Source organism: Staphylococcus casei, assembly GCF_030294405.1.
GTDB lineage: Bacteria > Bacillota > Bacilli > Staphylococcales > Staphylococcaceae > Staphylococcus > Staphylococcus succinus.
Genome location: NZ_CP125718.1, coordinates 2,579,609 through 2,602,862, shown reverse-complemented (window position 1 = coordinate 2,602,862; position 23,254 = coordinate 2,579,609). Strand labels below are relative to the sequence as shown.

Below are 23,254 nucleotides of genomic sequence, written 5' to 3'. Positions count from 1 at the left end.
TTTATGTAATGTAAGCGTTGAAGTATTTAATACTATGATAGAAACACTGTTAGATATATTATCCTAATAATTTAACTAATAATGACACTAATGATAATAATTCCATGTTTATTTCCCTCCTTTGATGTTTAGAACTATATTGAAGATGCAGCTTGAAAATGATCAAGCTATTTAAAGTAAAGCATATGTCACATCTCCTTTATCAGAATATTACAACTATTGACAACGGATGTGTTGGAAAATCCCTGGATGTTTATATTTTATGCCAAACTGTTAATATTTTTAATTAATCAAAATATAATTTTCATTTAAAAAAATTAACTAAATATACAATATAAATAAATTGATTGGAATATTAAAAGTAACTTGTCTATCATTTAGTTTTAAGAAGTTTGTTCATAAATGATAAATAATATGGTTTTATAAACACTTGTGTTCTAGTTGTTATATATAGTAATATTACTGACTGGGTGTTAAAGAATCATAATTTTTAATTATGGTTCTTTTTCTTTTGTATTTTTTTATTTAAAGTCATATAGCCTATTGCGCGAAGAACTTTGTGAAAGAATTTATAAATTACAATAGTTGATGGTGTTGATTTTAAAATAAATACTTAAATGTGTTGCTCAATGTGCATAATTAATATAAAATAATGAACGTTTGAAATTTATATAGTGAGATAGTTTGATGAGGATATACTTTTAGGATAGTACAATTAGAGCTGAAGTTGGATTTGTTTCATAGAAAAAATAGTTATAATAGAATGATCATGTGTCTCGTTTTAAGGAGGAAATAGAATTGAATCAAGTTAAAAGTATCTTTTATTCATTAATAGAACCTTTAATGAAGCCAGAAACATATCAAACGCTAATTTCTAACATCGTTATGATCGTTGTATATATCATAGTTGCATGGATAGTCTTGCGTTTTATTAATAAGGGGATAGAGCAATTCTTTAAAATTCAAAATAAAGGTAAAAAGGCAAATAAAAAACGTTCAAAAACATTAGTATCACTCATTCAAAATGTAGTATCATATGTAGTATGGTTTATAGTGTTGACGACAGTGTTAAGTAAATTTGGCATCAGTGTTGAAGGTATCATTGCAAGTGCTGGTGTTGTGGGTCTAGCCGTTGGGTTTGGCGCACAGACAGTCGTGAAGGATATCATTACAGGTTTCTTTATTATTTTTGAGAATCAATTTGACGTAGGCGATTATGTTAAAATTAATAGCGGTGGTACAACAGTGGCAGAAGGTACTGTGAAATCAATAGGTTTAAGGTCTACTCGAATTAATACAATTACAGGTGAATTAACAACTTTGCCGAATGGTAGTATGGGTGAGATCACAAACTATTCGGTAACGAATGGTGAAGCTATTGTAGAAATTCCTATTTCTGTGGATGAAGATGTGGAACAAGTTGAAAGTATTTTAAATCCACACTTTGAAGCATTACGTTCTAAATACTATTTATTTATATCAAACCCACAAGTCATTGGTATTAATTCAATTACGAGAGATGAGATAATGTTGAGTGTCTCTGCAGAAACGATACCTGGTGAAGGTGCAGCTGGTGCAAGAATTTTAAGGAAAGAAATTTTAAAATTATTCAAATTGGAAGAGATTAAAGTACCGCAACCTATGATGGTACAATATGATCCTAACCAACAAAATAACGTATAGGGTTTCGGAGGTGTGATAGAATGACATCCAATTACGGTTTAAATGATATTGTAGAGATGAAAAAACAACATGCATGTGGTACGAATCGTTTTAAAATCATTCGCGTAGGTGCAGACATCCGAATAAAATGTGAAAATTGTCAAAGAAGTATTATGATTCCAAGACAAACATTTAATAAAAAACTAAAAAAAATATTAGTATCACATCAAGATACTGAAAATAAGGAGAATGAATAAATGGCTTTAACAGCAGGTATTGTTGGTTTACCCAACGTAGGTAAATCTACACTTTTCAATGCAATTACAAAAGCAGGTGCGCTTGCAGCAAACTACCCATTCGCAACAATTGATCCAAACGTAGGTATCGTGGAAGTACCAGATAGTAGATTGAATGTGCTAACTGAAATGGTACAACCAAAGAAAACACTTCCGACAACATTTGAGTTTACAGATATTGCAGGGATAGTAAAAGGTGCATCTAAAGGTGAAGGATTAGGAAATAAATTCTTGTCCCATATCCGTGAAGTAGATGCGATTTGTCAAGTCGTGCGTGCATTCGAAGATGACAATGTCACACATGTTTCTGGACGTGTAGACCCGATTGATGATATCGAAGTGATTAATATGGAATTAGTATTAGCCGACTTAGAATCTGTAGAAAAAAGATTACCTAAAGTTGAAAAAATGGCAAGACAAAAAGATCCCGATTCAGTTAATGAAGTGCGTATTTTAACTAGAATTAAAGAAGCATTAGAAGAAGGTCAACCTGTAAGAGGATTAGAATTTACAGAAGAAGACCAGAAATATGTAAATCAAGCTCAATTATTAACATCTAAAGAAATGCTCTATATTGCGAATGTTGGAGAAGATGAAATCGGCGATGAAGATAATGAAAAAGTTAAAAAAATCCGTGAATATGCCAATGCAGAAGAATCTGAAGTTATCGTTATTAGTGCGAAAATAGAAGAAGAAATTGCTACCTTGGATGATGAAGATAGAGAAATGTTCCTAGAAGATTTAGGTATTGAAGAACCAGGTTTAGACCGTTTAATTCGTACAACATATGATTTGTTAGGTTTAGCAACCTATTTCACAGCTGGCGTACAAGAAGTACGTGCGTGGACGTTTATAAAAGGTATGACAGCGCCACAATGTGCTGGTATCATCCATACAGACTTTGAACGAGGCTTTATACGTGCCGAAGTGACGAGCTATGAGGATTATGTAGCATATGATGGTGAAAATGGTGCCAAAGAAGCAGGTAAACAACGCTTAGAAGGTAAAGAATACATTATGAAAGATGGAGACATCGTACACTTTAGATTTAATGTTTAAACAATAAGATCGATTAATTTATATTAGGTGTTCAGACGATATGGTTTCGTTTCTATCCTAAATAGTGTGGTTAATAAAAAAGTCCTATCTGATTTTCAAAATCGGATAGGACTTTTTTATTTTAGAATGCATTCTTTTTATGCGTTTTAAGAAGTAAACCAATCTGGACTTACACCTGGTCCTGTATAATTTGCATCTACATTTTGGTCTAATTCAGGTGAATGATAAGCATCTGTATACTGCCATAATACGTGTTCGCGAGTTGGTTCATCTGGATTGTAATTTGCAATCCAAAATCCATCATAGTCACCCACAGAATTGGAAGCATGTTGAGTCATGAAGTTTTCGTAAGAATAAAATAGGACTTTCTTATTTCCTGCTAATCCCTTCATTTCATCATACCATGCAGATGTACTTTCATCTGTAGTGCCAGATGTTACAAAATTTTGCTCAAAGTCATTAATGTAGAAGCTCGCTTTTGGAGCACGATTATATAAAGTTTGTGCCTCATAGCGCGCATCATCTGGATTTTCATACATACTATAAGAATAGACGCCGAATTTCATATTGTATTCATCTAATAAAGCGGAATTATGTTCTAAAGTTGCATCAACTTTTTCCGAACCATATTGAGCACGAATAATAATAAAATCATAGTTCGCTTTTAGCTCTTTGACTTGATTAGCAGTTAAATCACCTTGCCATTCAGAGATATCAAGGATACGTTCGCCATTTGATGTTGCTCCTGCTTCAGGTTTGATGTTATTCGAATCACCTGTTGCATTCTGTTTTGAGAATTTTTCAGGATGCTTCTCAATATACTTCTGATAACCATAACCCATGGTACCTTTTTCGCTTGTAGTATTCTCAGCAGCTTGTGCTGAGTGAAAAGTGAAAGCTGAAGCGAGAATAACACTCAATGAGACTAAACTTTTTTTAATTGTAGAAACCATAACTTACTCCTTTGATATGTTTGATATTATGCGAATGTGGCTAATGACGAAATAAAAAAATATAAAAACTGAACATAGTTGATATGCTATTAGAATTAAAGTTATTTAGCAACCTTGCCTTGAAAGATATTAAATTTTTATTTAATTTAAATGGTGTAAAAAATAAACAAAAGTATATTCTCTACTATTATGGAAGTATAAGCATAATCATAGATTTAAATTTAAGGTTGTAAATGGAAATGTGTCATGGCATACAAGGAATAATGTTTCATATGAAACATTATTAAATAATTGTTTTTTGGTGTGTCGATAATCATTGTAAAATGTAATACCCTATGCTATAATTCTTGATTGTGAGTAATGAAAATTATTCCTTGCTTGTCGCAATTGATGACGAGCCGCATAGACCACAAGGAGGTGCAATTATAAAATGAGAACATATGAAGTTATGTACATCGTTCGTCCGAACATTGAAGAAGATGCTAAAAAAGCTGTTGTTGAACGTTTCAACGGAATTTTAGGTACGAATGGTTCAGAGGTATTAGAAGCTAAAGATTGGGGCAAACGCCGTTTAGCTTATGAAATTAATGATTTCAGCGAAGGTTACTACAATATCGTACGTATCCAAACTGAAGATAATGAAGCTACTGACGAATTCCAACGTTTAGCTAAAATTTCAGACGATATCATCCGTTACATCGTAATTCGTGAAGACGAAGATAAGACTAGAAAATAATAATTGGGGGTCGTTTAAATGATAAATAGAGTTGTTTTAGTTGGTCGTTTAACGAAAGATCCAGAATATAGAACAACACCCTCAGGCGTGAGTGTTGCGACTTTTACCTTAGCGGTAAACCGTACGTTTACAAATGCGCAAGGGGAACGCGAAGCAGATTTCATAAACTGTGTTGTTTTTAGAAAACAAGCAGATAATGTAAATAACTACTTATCAAAAGGTAGTTTGGCTGGCGTTGACGGTCGCATTCAATCACGTAGCTATGAAAACCAAGAAGGACGTCGTATTTTTGTAACAGAAGTTGTTTGTGATAGCGTTCAATTCCTTGAACCTAAAAATCAAAACCAACGCCATGCTCAAGAAGGGAATAACAATTCTCAAGATTATGGACAAAGTTTTGGTGGTCAACAATCAGGTCAAAATACGTCATCTTATCAAAACAATAACAATAATTCATCAAATAATAATGCTCAATCAAACAATCCATTTGCCAATGCAAACGGACCGATTGATATTAGTGATGATGACTTACCATTCTAAATTTACAAACATTGTGTGAATGTTAATGTAAATGTAAAAGATTTAATTTAATATGTGTGATTGTATTATATGTGTGTGTGAATGTGTGAAATATAATACGATGAAAAGTACATCTTCAAGAAATTGAAGATGTACTTTTTTTAATACTTTAGCTATTTATTAAACGGTTTGATATCGATATAGGTTGGAAAAGAATGTTATGTAATTAATTATCTAAAAATTCAGTTTTATTTATATAGAATTTTGCGTAATTTAAACGTGTATTATTACTTTCTATATGAATGCAATTTAATGCTAATCTTTATTTTATAAAAATAACTAATTTACTTAAAAAACACAATGTTAAAATTTTATTAACAATGTTTGAGAAATTGATAAATGGGAATTTATTTTACTATATGCAAAATATAATACATATAATATGATTGAATTATACTTTAAATAATATTATTATAAGTTATGTACTGTATATCGATAGGAGGTTCGCTTTAATTGATAAAAACAAAATTATTATCTTATGCACAAAAAGAAATATTACAAATCGAACAATTTTATGAAAACACAAGTATTAATAATATAGCTGGTGTAGTTCATGTGGAAAATGGATTAGGATACGAAAAAATAAACGAATCCTTCAATAAAGTGATAGAACAACATGACACACTTAGAATTAGAATTACCAAAGAAGATGGGGATTACAAGCAATATTTAGTAGATTATGAACATCAAGATTTTGAATTTGTAGATTTTTATCAAGATGAAGTTGGCTATGAAAAATGGGTTAAAGAAACTGCGAGTATGAATATCTTTGCCTTGGATGAAGATCTATATAGAGTGATTATAGCGAAATGTCCAGATGGTCATTTAGGTATATTCTTGTTACAACACCATTTAATTAGTGATGCGTGGGGCGTAACGATTATCGTAGATAACCTCGTTAAAAAATTAGTTGATAAAGAGAATGAGGAGACTGAAAGCGCGACTTACTTTGAAGCAATTGCGACAGAGAATGACTACGAAACTTCAAGAAGATTTACAAAAGATAAAGATTTCTGGTTAGAAAAATTAGAAAATTTCGAAGATAACATCCTTTTTGAAAAGACAACGTTAGATAGTGCGGTAGGAAAAAGAATAAGTATTCACTTGTTAGATAAAGATACGGATAATATTAAACGCTTTTGCGAAGAAAATGAAGTAAGTATAAGTAACCTGTTTTCGGCGATAATGCATGTTATTAAACATAAAAAAACGCTTTCTAAGACTAATTCAGTTGGATTGCTCATACATAATAGGAATAATCGAAAAGAAAAAACGTCAACAGGGCTATTTTCAAGAGTTTTACCAATGATTGTAGAAATGGATAAAAATTTATCTGTTAAATCTTATTTGAACAAAATAAAATTAGAAAGTCTTAATGTACTGAAGCATAGAAAATACCCTTATGACTATATTGTAGAAAATAGTGGGAATAAAAAGGGATTAGTAGATTGTTTTGTGTCCTTCCAGAACGCACAATATGATTCAGAATTTATGAATGATGGCTTTACAGACGAATGGTTAGATAACGGAACAAATAACGCGCCATTGAGTGTGAATATAAGTAATAGAAGTAGTAAAAATGGTTTGGACATTGACTATGACTATCAAATTGATGTATTGGATGAAGCAGGTGTTTATCAATTACACGAAACGATTTTAAATGTGTTAAATAGTATGATTGAAAACCCTGAGCGAAAAATTAAAGATATTGAAATCGTTTCTGGCGAAGAACGAGAAATCATTTTAAATGACTTTAATAATACAGACTTAGCATTGAATAATGCACAATCATTCGTTGAACGATTTGAAGAACAAGTATCTAAATATCCAAACAAAACAGCCATCAAGTACGAAGGGGAAAGTCTGACTTATAAAGCATTAAATGCTAAAGTCAATCAAATGGCATATCGTTTACGTTCTGAAGGTGTGAAGGCTGATTCTCTTGTCGCTATTATGGCTAATCGTAGCTTAGAAATGTTAGTCGGTATCTATGGAATTATTAAAGCGGGTGGTGCATACGTGCCAATCGACCCAAATTATCCAGCAGATCGTATTAACTATATCCTAGAAGATAGTCAACCAACAGTATTATTAACAGATAATGCACTTCAAGAAGAGATTATATACGATAAAAAAGTAATTGATATTTCAGATAACGAAACAATAGCATCATTACCTTCTGACAATTTAGAACGTATTACAGATGTATCGAATTTAATGTATGTCATTTATACGTCAGGTACCACAGGTAAACCTAAAGGGGTCCTTGTTTCAGGTGAAAGCCTTATGAACCGCTTAAATTGGTTGATAGATAAATATCAAATTGGTAATGAAGATGTTGTATTCTTTAAAACGCCATTTACGTTTGATGTATCTGTATGGGAAGTATTTGGTTTCGGAATGATTGGTGCCCAAGCGGTGTTATTACCATCAGGTGAAGAAGGAAATCCAGAAAAAATTACTTCAGTCATACAAAACTATGCGCCAACGATGGTTCATTTTGTACCTTCTATGTTCAATGTGTTTATCAATTTCATTAAATCCACAAATCAAACACAGATGATTTCAAGTCTAAGATATGTCTTAGCAAGTGGCGAGGCATTAAAACCAACTATCGTAAACCAATTTAATGAGCTTATCGGTAGTAAAAATGATACACAATTAATTAATTTATATGGTCCAACAGAAGCGACAATCGATGTGACGAGCTTTGATTTCGATAGCAATGTTAAATATGATGTTGTGCCAATCGGAAAGCCGATTGCAAATACGCAAGCCTATATCTTGAACGAAGATAATAATTTAATGGGAATCGGTGTCCCGGGCGAATTGTGTATCGGTGGTATCAATGTCACAAGAGGTTATCTCAATCGTCCAGAGCTAACACAAGAAAAATTCGTTGATAATCCATTTGGTGAAGGCAAAATATACCGCACAGGTGATTTGGCTCAATGGAATGAAGACGGGAATATCTCTTATTTAGGACGTATAGATGAGCAAGTGAAAATACGTGGTTACCGTATCGAATTAGGCGAAATCGAGAGCGTGCTCCGTAAAAATGATGCTATTTTAAACGTAGCAGTTGTTGCGAAACCTATTATCGATGACGAGTTATCTATTTGTACTTACATTGTTTCAAATCAAGACATAGATTTTGAATCATTAAAAGCTGATTTGAGTCAACAATTGCCAGAATATATGGTCCCAAGTTATATGATGCAAGTAGATGAATTACCTGTATCTTCAAGTGGTAAATTGAATAAAAAGGCCTTACCAGAAATCAAAGTAGGTAACTTAGAATATGTTGCACCTAGAAACGATATGGAAACAATGATTGTTGAAATATTTAGTACTGTATTGAATATAGAGCGTGTGAGTATTTTTGATAATTTCTTTGAAATTGGTGGTCATTCACTGAAAGCTATTAGTGTGATAAATGAAATTGAAAGTAAGACTTCAAAACGTTTACCGCTTAAGAAGATTTTTGATAATCCAACAGCAGCACTACTTACAAAAGTAATCGATAATGAAGTGAGCGATGCTATCGAACGTCGCATTCCTTTAGCAGAAAAGAAACCATATTATTTAACGTCTTCACCTCAAAAACGTTTGTATGTTTTAAATGAAATGGTGGAGGGTCAAACGGCTTATAACATGGCGAGCATGTTAGAAATTCGCGGTGATGTAGACGTAGACCGTGTTAGAAGTACTTTCCAAGCATTAGTGAACCGTCATGAAGCATTGAGAACACACTTTGATACTGTAGATGGAGAACCAGTTCAAATTATTGATGAAGAAGGTAGCATTCATATCGACTATGAAGAAGTCCAAACAGATGATTATGATTCACTATTAAGTGATTTTGTTGAACCATTTGATTTAGCACATGCGCCTTTATTAAGAGTCAAAGTAGTGAAGTGTGCTGAAAAACAATATATCTTATTATTTGATATGCATCATATTATCTCTGATGGTTTTTCTATCAATCTAATTATTAAAGAATTTACAGCATTGTATAAAGGTCGTGCATTAGAGGAATTAAAAGTACAATATAAAGATTATAGTGAGTGGATGCGTTCTCGTGATTTAAATGAACAACGCGAATTCTGGGTATCTCAATTTGAAGAAGAAGCACCAGTATTAGACTTACCTTATGATTATGCTAGACCAAACCAACAAAGCTTTACAGGTAGAACAGTTAGCATGGAAATGCCCGAAAAAACAAGAAATGCAATTAACCAATTATCACAAGCGACAGGTAGTACAGATTACATGATATTACTATCTTCATTTATGGTATTATTGCACAAATATAGTCGACAAGAAGATATTGTGGTAGGTAGCCCGATTTCTGGAAGAACACATAAAGATACTGAAAATATGTTGGGTATGTTTGTAAATACACTAGCAATGCGTTCTAATCCAGAGCGTAACAAATCGTTTAACCAATTGCTTGCGGAAGTTAAAGATACATCTTTGAAAGCATTTGATAATCAAGAATACCCATTAGAGGCACTTGTGGATGAAATCGTAGAGAAACGTGACTTAACACGTAACCCATTATTTGATGTGTTATTCACATTACAAAATAATGAAAATGAAAGTTTCCAAATTGATGATTGGTCAACAGAACAAAAAGAAGCATCATTTACAAATGCTAAATTTGATTTAAGTATGACGATTCACGATAACGATGGATACAAAATTGCTTTAGAGTATGCGCAAGAACTATTTGATCAAGATACAATCGAGCGTATGCTAACGCACTTTATGGAACTTCTTTCAAATATAGCAGAACAACCAGAGTTGAAAATTAGTGATATTGAAATGGTGACGCAAGATGAAAAAGATGTCATATTTAACGACTTTAATAATACGACAGTGCCATTTAATAACACACAAACATTTGTAGAACGTTTTGAAAATCAAGTAGCTAAAACACCAGATAAAACAGCAATCACATATGAAGGTGAAAGTCTAAGTTATCAAGCATTAAACGATCGTGCGAACCAATTAGCACATCAATTACGCAATGAAGGTGTGAAAGCAGATTCCCTTGTTGCATTGATGACAAATCGCCGTTTAGAAATGATGATTGGGATATACGGTATTCTTAAAGCCGGCGGGGCGTATGTTCCAGTGGATCCAAATTATCCAAAAGATCGTATCAACTATATCTTAGAAGATAGCCAAGCAACGGTATTACTCACTGATAGAACACCAGATAGTGATATCGCTTATGATAATACAGTGATTGATTTAACTAAGAACCCAACGTTGAAAACATTACCAACAAATAATTTAGAACACATTACAGATGTCTCTAACTTAATGTATGTCATCTATACATCTGGTACAACAGGACGACCTAAGGGAGTGCTTGTTGCTGGTGAAAGTGTAATGAATAGATTGAACTGGGTGTACGATAAATATAATATCGGCAGCGATGATATTATTTGTTTCAAAACCCCATTTACATTTGATGTATCAGTGTGGGAAATTTTCGGATTTGCAATGGTTGGCGCACAAGCTGTGTTATTACCATCAGGTGAAGAAGGTAATCCAGAACAAATCACTTCTCTAATCCAAACATCTGAAGCAACAATGGTTCACTTTGTGCCATCTATGTTTAATGTATTTATCAATTATATTAAGGCAACAAAACAAGCGCACTTAGTTTCTAGCTTAAGATATGTGTTAGCCAGTGGTGAAGCACTAAAACCAGAATTAGTAAATCAATTTAATGAATATATTGGCGGTAAAAATAATACACAACTGATTAATTTATACGGTCCTACAGAAACAACAATTGATGTAACGAGTTTTGAAACGGATAGTGATGTCCACTATAGAGCGATTCCAATTGGTAAACCAATTGCGAATACACAAGCCTATATCTTAGACGAAGATAACCATGTAATGGGTATTGGTGTTTCTGGAGAGCTTGTGATTGGTGGGATAAACGTTTCAAATGGTTACTTAAACCGTCCAGAATTAACACAAGAAAAATTCATCGACAATCCATTTGGTGAAGGTAGGTTGTATCGCACTGGAGATTTAGCTCGATGGAATGCTGACGGTAATATTTCTTATTCTGGTCGTATTGATGAACAAGTTAAAATTCGTGGCTATCGTATCGAATTAGGTGAAATTGAAAGTGTATTACGTCAAAACAATGCCATTTTAGATGTAGCAGTCATTACGAAACCTGTGGTTGATGACGAATTAGCGATTTGCGTTTATATTGTGTCAGATCAAGAGATTGACTTTGAAACAGTGAAAACAGAATTAAATCAAAAATTACCAGACTATATGGTCCCATCTTATATGACTCAAATAGATGAACTGCCTGTGTCTTCTAGTGGTAAGTTAAATAGAAGAGCATTACCAGAAATTAAAGTTGAAAGTAAAGTTTATGTAGCACCTGAAACAGAAACAGAGTCAATGTTGGCTTCTATTTTTGAGTCGGTTTTAAATATCGAACAGGTAAGTACAAATGACAATTTCTTTGAAATTGGTGGTCACTCACTAAAAGCAATTGGTATCATCAATAAAATTGAGAGTGAAGTTGGTAAACGTCTACCATTAAAATTAGTATTTGAAAGTCCTACAGTTGCTCAACTGGCAAAAGTAGTCGACGAATATACTGAAAATGGTGCGGGTCAAAGCATTCCTCAAGCTGAAGTACAGCCATATTATTTAGCTTCATCGCCTCAAAAACGTCTATATGTTTTAAATGAAATGGTAGATGGTCAAACTGCATATAATATGCCAAGTATGTTAGAAATTAAAGGTAATGTTGATGTAGCCCGTGTGCAAAGTGCATTCCAAAAACTAGTGGATCGTCACGAAGCGTTAAGAACACACTTTGAAACAATCAAAGGTGAACCAGTTCAAGTTATTAATGAAACTGCAAATATCATTGTAGATTATCAAGAAAATGAGACAGAAGATGAAGCAACGTTACTAAATGAATTTGTGCAGCCATTTGATTTAAGTAAAGCACCATTATTAAAAGTTAAAATAGTTAAGATAGCTGAACAACGCTATGTATTGCTATACGATATGCATCATATAATTTCAGATGGATTCTCGATTAATTTAATCACAAAAGAATTCTCTGCTCTATATCATGAACAAGCTTTAGAACCTATAAAAGTACAATATAAAGATTACAGTGAGTGGATGCGTTCTCGTGATTTAAATGATCAACGTGAGTTTTGGTTATCTCAATTTGAAAATGAGGCACCAGTATTAGACTTGCCGTATGATTACGCCAGAACAAATCAACAAAGCTTTACTGGTAAAACAGTAAGTATAGAGATGCCTGAAGACGTTCAAAGTGCAATTCACCAATTGTCACAAACAACAGGTAGCACAGACTATATGATTTTATTATCATCATTTATGGTCTTATTGCATAAATATAGTAGACAAGAAGATGTCGTTGTGGGTAGTCCAATTTCAGGACGTACACATAAAGATACTGAGGATATGTTAGGTATGTTTGTAAATACACTAGCAATGCGCGCATATCCAGAAAGAAACAAATCATTTAATCAATTGTTGTCTGAAGTAAAAGATGTAGCATTAAAAGCTTATGACAATCAAGAGTATCCATTAGAAGAGCTATTAGATGAAGTAGTGGAAAAACGTGATTTAACACGTAACCCATTATTTGATGTATTATTCACATTACAAAATAATGAAAAACAAAATCTACAGATTGAAGATTGGTCTATAGAACAAAAAGAAGCCTCAGATACAAATGCAAAATTTGATTTGAGTATGACAGTTCATGAAAATGATGGTTACAAAGCTTCATTAGAATATGCACAAGAATTATTCAGTGAAGATACTGTAGAACGTATGTTAGCCCACTTTGTAGAGATAATTTCTAATGTTGTTCGTCGTCCTGACCAAAATATTAGTGATATTGAAATCATTACTGATACAGAAAGAGAAACAATTCTGACGCAATTTAATAATACTGAATTAGCGCTTAATAATTCAGTGACATTTGTAGAACGCTTTGAAAAACAAGTTGAAAAAACACCGCATCAAATTGCAATATCATATGAAGGTGAGAGTTTAACATATCTAGCGTTGAATGAACGTGCAAATCAGTTAGCTTATCAATTGCGTAATGAAGGTGTTAAACCTAATAGTCTTGTAGGCTTAATGTCACGTCGTCACTTAGATATGATGGTAGCTATATACGGTATTCTCAAAGCTGGCGGCGCATATGTACCACTTGATCCAGAACATCCGAATGAGCGTACAAACTTCATATTAAGTGACAGCCAACCACGCGTACTATTGTCTGATGATAATGTTGATTATGGCATTAAATATGAAGGTGAAATTATTAAAATAACTAATAATTCATTCCTTGATCATTTACCGACTGAAAACTTGCCGCATGTGACGGATGTTTCAAACTTAATGTATGTGATTTATACATCAGGCACAACGGGTAAACCAAAAGGTGTCATGGTCCCTTATAGAAGTGTTATGAACCGTTTGAACTGGATGATTGATGAGTTTAATCTTGGACATCAAGACAAAATCTTATTTAAAACACCGTTCACATTTGATGTGTCTATTTGGGAAGTATTCGGTTGGGCAGTAATGGGTGGTCAAGCAGTCTTACTACCTTCTGGAGAAGAGAGCAATCCTGCGAAGATTACATCATTAATAGAAACAGAAAACATTTCTATGGTTCATTTTGTACCTTCAATGCTAAGTGTATTTATCGACTTTATTAAAACAACAGCTAATGACAAAGCGATTGCATCATTGAATCATGTCATTACAAGTGGTGAAGCATTAAAAGCTGAGCAAGTGAATCAATTCAACCAATTCATTGGTGCTGAAAATAATACATCATTATATAACTTATATGGACCAACAGAAACAACGGTTGAAGTAACATACTATCCATGCTTTGCAAATGAAACATATCATGAAATTCCAATAGGTAAACCTATTGCGAATACGCAAGCATATGTGATGAATGAAGATAATAATTTATTGGGCATCGGTGTGCCAGGAGAACTTTGTATTGGCGGTATAGCTGTAACAAATGGTTACTTAAATCGACCAGAATTAACTGCTGAAAAATTTGTGGATAATCCATTTGGTGAAGGCAAAATGTATCGAACTGGTGATTTAGTTAAATGGAGTAACGATGGCCAAATAGACTATATTGGACGTATTGATGAACAAGTTAAAATCAGAGGTTATCGTATTGAGCTTGGAGAAATTGAAAGTTTAATCGCGCAAATCGATTACATTTCAGAAGTAGCAGTTGTTACGCAATCAGGCGAAACTAATGCGGATTTAATGATTGCTGCATACGTTGTATCAGAAGAATTAGTTGATTTTGACACAATTAAAGCAACACTTGGTAAGAAATTGCCGGAATATATGATTCCAACATTAATGATGCAAATTGAGAGCTTACCAGTAACAGCAAACGGCAAACTAGATAAAAAAGGCTTGCCAGAAATCAAACTGGAAAATAAAACATATGTTGAGCCAAGAGATGAAACAGAAGCAACGATTGCAGAAGTTTATAGCAATGTATTAAATCTTGATCGCGTAAGTGCTTTAGACAATTTCTTTGAAATAGGCGGACATTCATTGAGAGCGATTAGTGTTATCAATGAAATTGAAAGCAAGTTATCAGTGCGTATACCATTGAAGACAATTTTTGAAAACCCAACAGTGTCTCAATTAGCTAAAGCAATTGGTAATCATGCGAATGATGTAAGCAGCCAAGAAATACCATTAGCCGAAACTAAAGATTATTATTTAGCATCATCGCCACAAAAACGCTTATATGTATTAAATGAAATGATGGATGGTCAAACAGCTTATAATATGCCAAGCATGTTAGAGGTTCGTGGAGAAGTAGATGTAGAACGCGTGCAACACGCTTTCCAAAGTTTAGTAGATCGTCATGAATCGCTAAGAACACATTTTGATACGGTGGATAGTGAGCCAGTACAAATCATAGACGCGCATGCAAGGATCACTGTTGATTATGAAGAAGCGTCAACAGATGATTATGAGACACTTTTAAATAACTTTATTAGACCATTTAATTTGGCTCATGCACCTTTATTAAGAGTTAAAGTCGTAAAATGTGCTGAACAGCGTTATGTATTGTTATTCGATATGCATCATATTATATCTGACGGTTTCTCTATCAATCTGATTATTAAAGAATTTACTTCTTTATATCATGGTCAAGCATTAGAAGCATTGCAAGTTCAATATAAAGATTATAGTGAATGGATGCATACGCGTGATTTAGAAGGTCAACGTGCGTTCTGGTTATCTCAATTTGAAGATGAAGCACCAGTGTTAGACTTACCATATGATTATTCACGTTCTGTTCAGCAGAGCTATACAGGTAAGACGGTTAGTGTAGAAGTACCGGAAGCGCTACGTCATGATATTCATAAATTATCTCAAGCAACGGGCAGTACAGATTACATGATTCTACTATCTTCATTTAACGTGTTGTTACACAAATATAGTCGTCAAGAAGATATTGTTGTAGGTAGTCCGATTTCTGGAAGAACACACAAAGATACAGAAAATATGATGGGTATGTTTGTAAACACGTTAGCAATGCGTTCGTATCCTGAAAGAAGTAAAACATTTAGTCAGTTACTTTCTGAAGTGAAAGATACATCGTTGAAAGCATATGATAATCAAGAATACCCACTAGAAGCGCTTGTGGATGAAATTGTTGAAACACGTGACTTAACACGTAACCCATTATTCGATGTGTTATTCACATTACAAAATAACGAAAAAGAAAGCTTACAAATTGAAGATTGGTCAGTTGAACAGAAAGAACCTGAAACAACCAATGCCAAATTCGATTTAAGTATGACAATCTTTGATGATGATGGTTATAAAATTTCATTAGAGTTTGCAGAAGAACTGTTTAATCGAGATACAGTGGAGCGCATGTTAGCACATTACATTGAAATTCTAACAAATAGCGTTCAACATCCTGAACAAAAAATCAGTGAACTTGAAATGATTACTAAACAGGAAAAAGAAATAATATTTAATGACTTTAATGACACAACAGTTGCATTTAATAATACAAAAACGTTTGTGGAAATATTTGAAACACAAGTGGCTAAGACACCGAATCAAACTGCTATTACGTATGAAGGTGAAAGCTTAACTTATGAAGCATTGAACGCTAAAGCCAATCAACTTGCGAATTATTTACGTATTGAAGGTGTAAAACCCAATACATTAGTTGGCTTGATGACAAATCGTCGATTAGAAATGATGATTGGCATCTACGGTATTCTTAAAGCGGGTGGCGCTTACGTTCCTATAGATCCAAATTATCCAAGTGATCGTATTAATTACATTTTAGGAGATAGTAAACCGAGCGTGTTATTAACGGATCAAACTTTAGATGCAACGATTGACTTTAATCAAGCAGTGTTGGATTTAACAGATGATTCTATCGTAGCGACACAGTCTACAGATAACTTGTCTCAAGTTACAGATGTTACAGATTTGATGTATGTCATTTATACATCTGGTACGACAGGTAAACCAAAAGGTGTCATGGTTCCGTATAAAGGTGTCATGAACCGTCTACATTGGATGATTGATAAATATTACATCAGTAATGAGGATACGATTCTATTTAAAACACCATTTACGTTTGATGTTTCTGTTTGGGAAATTTTTGGACTATCAATGGTCGGTGGACAAGCAATATTGTTACCTTCTGGTGAAGAAAGTAATCCAGAAAAAATAACATCGCTTATTGAACAGCACAAGATTTCAATGGTTCACTTTGTACCATCTATGTTAGGTGTGTTTATCGACTTTATTAAATCGACAAATAAAGTAAATGATATCGCAACTGTCAACTATGTACTTGCAAGTGGTGAAGCATTAAAAGCAGAACAAGTAAATCAATTTAATGATTTGATTGGTGAACCCAATAATTCACTATTAATTGATTTATATGGACCTACGGAAGCTTCAATTGAGGTTATCTATTATCCATGTACCGCGGACCAAACGTATGACACGATTCCAATTGGGCGTCCAATCGCGAATATTCAAGCTTATATTATGAATGAAGATAATAATCTTATGGGGATCGGTGTTCCTGGAGAATTATGTATCGGAGGCGTAGGTGTCACGAAAGGTTACTTAAATCGACCTGATTTAACGGATGAAAAATTCATTGATAATCCGTTTGGCGAAGGTAAATTGTATCGTACAGGCGATTTAGCGAAATGGAGTACAGAAGGTAACGTGGAATATCTTGGTCGTATCGATGAACAAGTGAAGATACGTGGTTATCGTATTGAGCTTGGTGAAATTGAAAGCTTATTACGTCAAATTGACCACATTTCAGATGTGGCAGTGGTTGCTAAACCAATGGCAGGCGAAGAATTAGCGATATGTGCATACTTGGTATCTGACGAATCAATTGACAACGATGATATTAAATCGACACTAGGTCAAAAACTACCTGATTATATGGTCCCAGCGTATATGACTCAAATTGAGCAATTACCAGTGACTTCAAATGGTAAGCTAGACAAGAAAAAACTGCCTGATATTAAAGTTGAAAGTAAAGCGTATGTTGAACCTTCAAATGAAACGGAAGCGGTACTTGCGTCAATCTATGAAAATGTATTAAATATTGACCAAGTAAGTGTTAATGATAACTTCTTCGAAATTGGTGGACATTCATTAAAAGCAATTGGCGTTATTAATAAAATTGAAGGTGCCATGGGTGTGCGTTTACCATTAAAAGTAATGTTTGAGAGTCCTACAGTGGTACAACTTGCAAAAGTTGTCGACGAGCAGGCGAATGATTTCAGTGGTCAAAATATTCCTAAAGCACAACCGAAGTCTTATTATCTAACATCTTCTCCTCAAAAACGTCTCTATGTATTAAATGAGATGGCTAAAGGTCAAACAGCATATAACATGCCAAGTATGTTAGAAATACAAGGTGAAGTGGATCTTGACCGTGTGCAGAGTGTATTCCAATCATTGATTGCGCGTCACGAAACATTGAGAACACATTTTGAAAACGTGGATGGCGATCCTGTACAAATTGTTAATGAAACAGCGCCTATTACTGTAGCATTTGAAGAAGTTGCAACAGATGATTATGAAGCGTTAATTAATGACTTTGTACAACCATTCGATTTAAGTCAAGCGCCATTGTTAAGAGTTAAGATAGTGAAACTGGCTGAGAAACATTATGCATTACTCTTTGATATGCATCACATTATCTCTGATGGTTTCTCTATTAATCTGATAATTAAAGAATTCACTTCTTTATATCATAATCAAACGCTTGAAACATTGAAAGTTCAATATAAAGACTATAGTGAATGGATGCATTCACGTGATTTAAACGATCAACGTGAGTTCTGGTTATCTCAATTTAAAGAAGAAGCACCTGTGTTAGATTTACCTTATGATTATATAAGACCGAAATCACAAAGTTTTACAGCTAAAACGGTGACTGCTGAAATGTCAGAAGAAACTAGAAATGCATTACATCAATTGACACAAACAACAGGTAGTACAGATTATATGATTCTATTATCTTCATTTATGGTCTTACTGCATAAATATAGTAGACAAGAAGATGTCGTTGTCGGTAGTTCAATTGCAGGTCGTACGCACCAAGATACTGAAAATATCTTAGGTATGTTCGTGAATACATTGCCAATGCGTGCCTATCCTGAAACAAACAAGTCATTTAAACAATTATTAAGTGAAGTCAAAGATGTTTCATTGAAAGCTTATGATCATCAAGAATATCCATTAGAGGAATTAGTGGATGAAATTGTTGAAAAACGTGATTTAACACGTAATCCATTATTTGATGTACTCTTTACATTACAAAATAATGAAAGAGAAAGCATTCAAATTGAAGATTGGACGGTTGAACCTAAAGAAGCGGCAAGTGCTAACGCTAAGTTTGACTTGAACATGATGATTGAAGATGATGGTGCTTATAAAGTAACGTTAGAGTACGGCGCAGAATTATTTGATGATCAAACAATCGAACGTATGTTAACGCACTATATGGAAATATTGAATGATATTGCCCAACAACCTGAAAAAAATATTGGCGATATTGACATTACAACAGCTGATGAAAGAACTCAGGTACTTGAAACGTTTAATGACACATATAAAGATATGAATAATAGACGTACATTTATCGATCATTTTGAAGCGCAAGTCACACGTACACCAAATCGTAAAGCAATAACTTATGATGGTGAAAGTATGACATACGCCGAATTGAATGCTAAAGCCAATCAATTAGGTCATTATTTAAGAGGTAAAGGTGTGAAACCAAATACCTTGGTCGGTATGTTAACAAACCGTACTTTAGATATGATGGTTGGTATTTATGGCATCTTGAAAGCTGGTGGGGCATATGTTCCAGTTGATCCTAATAATCCTACTGACCGCATTAACTTTATGTTAGAGGATAGCCAGCCAAGCCTCTTACTGACAGACAGCCCGCTAGATACGGCCATTCAGTTTGACAATGAAGTGATAGATTTAACAGCTGAATCTATCTTCACTGAGTCCTCAGAAGAGAACTTGGAACAAGTTACAAACGCTGATGATTTGATGTACATCATTTATACATCAGGTACCACTGGTAAACCTAAAGGTGTAATCGTGTCTTACGAAGGTGTCATGAACCGAATTAACTGGATGATTGATGAATTTAATATCAATAGTAAAGATATCGTGTTATTTAAAACGTTATATACTTTTGATGTATCAGTTTGGGAAATTTTTGGTTTTGCAATGGTTGGTGCACAAGCTGTGCTATTACCATCAGGTGAAGAAGGTAATCCAGATGCGATTGCTACACTGATTGAGAAAGAACAAGTTACGATGGTTCACTTTGTACCTTCAATGCTTGGTGTATTCATAGATTACGTTAAATCAGCGGATAGAGTGAATGATATTGCTACAATTAACTATATTCCAGCAAGTGGTGAAGCGTTGAAACCAGAACAAGTCAATCGCTTTAATGATTTAATAGGTGGACCCAATGATACAGTGTTAATCGACTTATATGGACCGACAGAAGCTTCTATTGAGGTTGTGTGTAATCCACTACCTGCAAGTAAAGTTTACGATATCATTCCTATCGGTCGCCCAATTTCAAATGTTCAAATCTATATTTTAAATGAAAAGCATAAGTTACTCGGTATTGGTGTACCAGGAGAATTATGTATTGGCGGTATTGCTGTCACACACGGCTATCTCAATCGCCCAGAATTATCAGAACAACAGTTTATCGACAATCCATTTGGAGAAGGTAAATTATACCGTTCAGGAGATTTAGCGAAATGGAGATCGGACGGTGAGATTGAATATATCGGTCGTATTGATGAACAAGTTAAAATACGTGGTTATCGTATCGAACTTGGTGAAATTGCCAGTCATTTACGTCAGATTGACTATATTTCAGATGTGGGTGTCATTGTTAGACCAATGGTAGGCGACGATTTATCAATATGTGCTTACTTAGTTTCAGACAGTGATATTTCATTTAGTGATGTGAAAGCTGAACTGACTCAAAAAGTTCCAGATTATATGGTTCCAGCGTATATGATGCAAATTGAACAGTTACCACTTACTGCAAACGGAAAACTTAACAAACGTGCATTACCACAAATAGAAATTGAAAGTAAAGCATATGTTGGCCCAAGAAATGCAGTCGAGGCTACAATTATAGAAGCGATTGAAAATGTATTAAATACTGAAAACGTAGGTGTTTATGATAACTTCTTCGAAATTGGTGGCGATTCCATTAAGGCAATTAAGCTGACATCAGAACTTTCAAAAACATATAATATCTCTATTAAAGATATCTTTGAACTCCAAACGATTGAACGCATAAGTGAAGCACTTGATGATAGCGCAGATACCAACCTATTGACTAAGTTGGCGTCACTTAAAGAAATGAATTTAGATCAAACGCATCAATTTAGTAGTGAATTTATGAGAGAAATCAATGATTACAAAGATAATAGTGCACGTGAATATGAAGTGATAGCTTCAGATGCCGAGAAACATGGCAAAAATGTTCTGCTTACGGGTGCTACAGGATTCTTTGGTGTTTACTTACTCAATAATTTATTAGAGGATACAGACTTTAATATTTATGTAATGGTGAGAAGTAACAAAGAGATAACGGGTGAAACTAAGTTGAATAATAATTGGATTTATTACTTTGAATCTCAAATGAGTGATGAATATGCGAATAGAATTCACATCGTCGAAGGTAATATTGAATCTGATCATTTAGGTATAGCTGACGACACGTATCAAGCATTAGCGCACGATATTGATATTATCGTAAATGCTGCCGCTAACGTTAATCACTTTGCCACAAAAGGTGCCTCATACGGTGCTAACGTTGTAGGTATTGAACAGCTATTACAATTTGCTCAAGATGATAATCCAAAAGAAATACACCATATGTCTACAATTTCTATTGCTTCAGGTAAAGTAGAAGACAAAGCGCAACTTACGTTTACAGAGCATGACATTGATATCGGCCAAAAACCTAACAATGTTTATTTAGATAGTAAGATTGCTGCAGAGAAACTATTAATTGCTAGTAGAGACAAAGGTGTAGATACAAATATCTATAGATTAGGTAATTTACAATGTGATTCTCGAACTGGTTTATTCCAGAAAAATGAAGAAAATAACGCCTTTTACAGTGTTATAAAATCATTTAAATCACTACAAAAATTCCCGGATCTTCCACATGATAGTTTAGAATTTACACCAGTTGATCAAGCAGCTGAAGCATGTAGTAAGTTGATTAAAAATAATCAATTGAGTAATGAAATACATCATATATACAATACACATCACTTAACACTTAAACAGTTAATGGGTGTATATAATCAACATGATTATAATATTGAAAAAATACAATGGAATGAATTAATGGACTATTTGATGGAATGTATCGAAAATGGTGTGAAGAGTGATGAAATCAATGATTTCTTATTACACACAGGTATACTAGACAATAATATGTTCAATAAATCTCATTTTGAAGTAATGGATTTCAAAACCAACTTTATTCTTAAAAAATTAGATTTTGAATGGAAAGTAACAGATAATGAATTATTATCTAAAATGATTACTCATCCAAAAAATAATTTCTAGACAACATTGAGGCAGCAAAATAATTATTTGCTGCTTCATTTGTCTTTATTCAATCAATGATGTGGAAGTGTAACTGTGGAAATTACTGTATACTTATTAGATACAAATGCTTCCTTTTATAAAAGCAACCCACGGAATGCTAAATACTCTGAACTGTTTAAGTATTTTTGTATAAACCAGCATACAGGTTGTCATTTTGATGATATACAAATAGGAAAAGGGGAATATGGTAAGCCCATATTACAAAACCCAAGTGATTTATTTTTTAATATTTCCCATACTGAGGGCTATTCTGTGTGTGTAGTCAGCGAAGATAATATTGGCATTGATATAGAAAAAATTGAGATGATTGATTTTGATATCGCTAAAAAGTACTTTGCTTCAGCAGAATATCAGTATATTATGAAGGGAAAGCATAATAACAATCAGTTAAATCGTTTTTTTGAAGTTTGGACTATGAAAGAATGTTATTTAAAATTGCTAGGTACAGGGATATATAAAGAATTAGATTCATTTTCTATTACACCAGAACGAAATCATTATAGTATCGTTGAAAGTACAGCAAAGATGAATCGAAGTTTTTCATGTTTCCATGACATAGTTTTTGGGAAATATGCACTATCGGTCATTATGGAAGCAAGTAATAATGATAATTTAATTGTAAAACTAACAGATATTACTAATACATTTAATACACAATGTATACTTTAAGGGGCGAG

Annotated in this window: 8 protein-coding genes; 7 read left to right on the top strand and 1 reads right to left on the bottom strand. The window is 33.6% G+C overall.

Annotation, left to right across the window (positions count from 1 at the left end; translation table 11 throughout):
* Window positions 1-798 precede the first annotated feature (798 nt).
* From QMO72_RS12595 to ychF, 3 genes are read left to right on the top strand one after another with little or no spacing between them, the layout of a single operon-like run.
* Window positions 799-1,683, top strand: coding sequence for a mechanosensitive ion channel family protein (locus QMO72_RS12595; protein ID WP_103267717.1), 885 nt, complete (start codon window positions 799-801; stop codon window positions 1,681-1,683).
* A 20-nt stretch (window positions 1,684-1,703) separates the two neighbouring features.
* The gene (locus QMO72_RS12590; protein WP_046836920.1) at window positions 1,704-1,919 is read left to right on the top strand and encodes a DUF951 domain-containing protein; all 216 of its coding nucleotides are present in this window, start codon (window positions 1,704-1,706) and stop codon (window positions 1,917-1,919) included.
* The gene (gene ychF / locus QMO72_RS12585) at window positions 1,920-3,017 is read left to right on the top strand and encodes a redox-regulated ATPase YchF (protein WP_069824670.1); all 1,098 of its coding nucleotides are present in this window, start codon (window positions 1,920-1,922) and stop codon (window positions 3,015-3,017) included.
* Window positions 3,018-3,163: 146 nt separating this feature from the next.
* On the opposite strand, the gene QMO72_RS12580 is transcribed toward ychF, so the two are convergent.
* Window positions 3,164-3,970, bottom strand: coding sequence for a GH25 family lysozyme (locus QMO72_RS12580; RefSeq protein WP_103267716.1), 807 nt, complete (start codon window positions 3,968-3,970; stop codon window positions 3,164-3,166).
* 430 nt (window positions 3,971-4,400) lie between these two features.
* Between QMO72_RS12580 and rpsF the strand changes: the two genes are divergently transcribed.
* From rpsF to QMO72_RS12560, 4 genes are all read left to right on the top strand, one after another.
* Window positions 4,401-4,706 carry a 30S ribosomal protein S6 gene (gene rpsF / locus QMO72_RS12575; RefSeq protein WP_046836917.1) on the top strand — a complete coding sequence of 102 codons (306 nt, stop codon included), beginning with the start codon at window positions 4,401-4,403 and terminating at the stop codon, window positions 4,704-4,706.
* Between the two features lie 18 nt (window positions 4,707-4,724).
* Complete coding sequence (gene ssb / locus QMO72_RS12570) at window positions 4,725-5,246, top strand: single-stranded DNA-binding protein (protein ID WP_046836916.1); 522 nt, start codon at window positions 4,725-4,727, stop codon at window positions 5,244-5,246.
* A 492-nt stretch (window positions 5,247-5,738) separates the two neighbouring features.
* A complete protein-coding gene (locus QMO72_RS12565) occupies window positions 5,739-22,535 on the top strand; it encodes a non-ribosomal peptide synthetase (RefSeq protein WP_103266565.1) in 16,797 nt (5,598 codons plus the stop codon).
* 75 nt (window positions 22,536-22,610) lie between these two features.
* Window positions 22,611-23,246: a 4'-phosphopantetheinyl transferase family protein gene (locus QMO72_RS12560; RefSeq protein WP_103266563.1), complete on the top strand. Its 636-nt coding sequence runs from the start codon at window positions 22,611-22,613 to the stop codon at window positions 23,244-23,246.
* The last annotated feature ends 8 nt before the right edge of the window (window positions 23,247-23,254 follow it).

What these genes read in the sequence shown, in the direction of transcription:
- ssb (WP_046836916.1), top strand. Translation starts at nt 4,725, where the DNA reads ATGATAAATAGAGTTGTTTTAGTTGGTCGTTTAACGAAAGATCCAGAA.
- rpsF (WP_046836917.1), top strand. Translation starts at nt 4,401, where the DNA reads ATGAGAACATATGAAGTTATGTACATCGTTCGTCCGAACATTGAAGAA.
- ychF (WP_069824670.1), top strand. Translation starts at nt 1,920, where the DNA reads ATGGCTTTAACAGCAGGTATTGTTGGTTTACCCAACGTAGGTAAATCT.
- QMO72_RS12590 (WP_046836920.1), top strand. Translation starts at nt 1,704, where the DNA reads ATGACATCCAATTACGGTTTAAATGATATTGTAGAGATGAAAAAACAA.
- QMO72_RS12580 (WP_103267716.1), bottom strand. Translation starts at nt 3,970, where the DNA reads ATGGTTTCTACAATTAAAAAAAGTTTAGTCTCATTGAGTGTTATTCTC.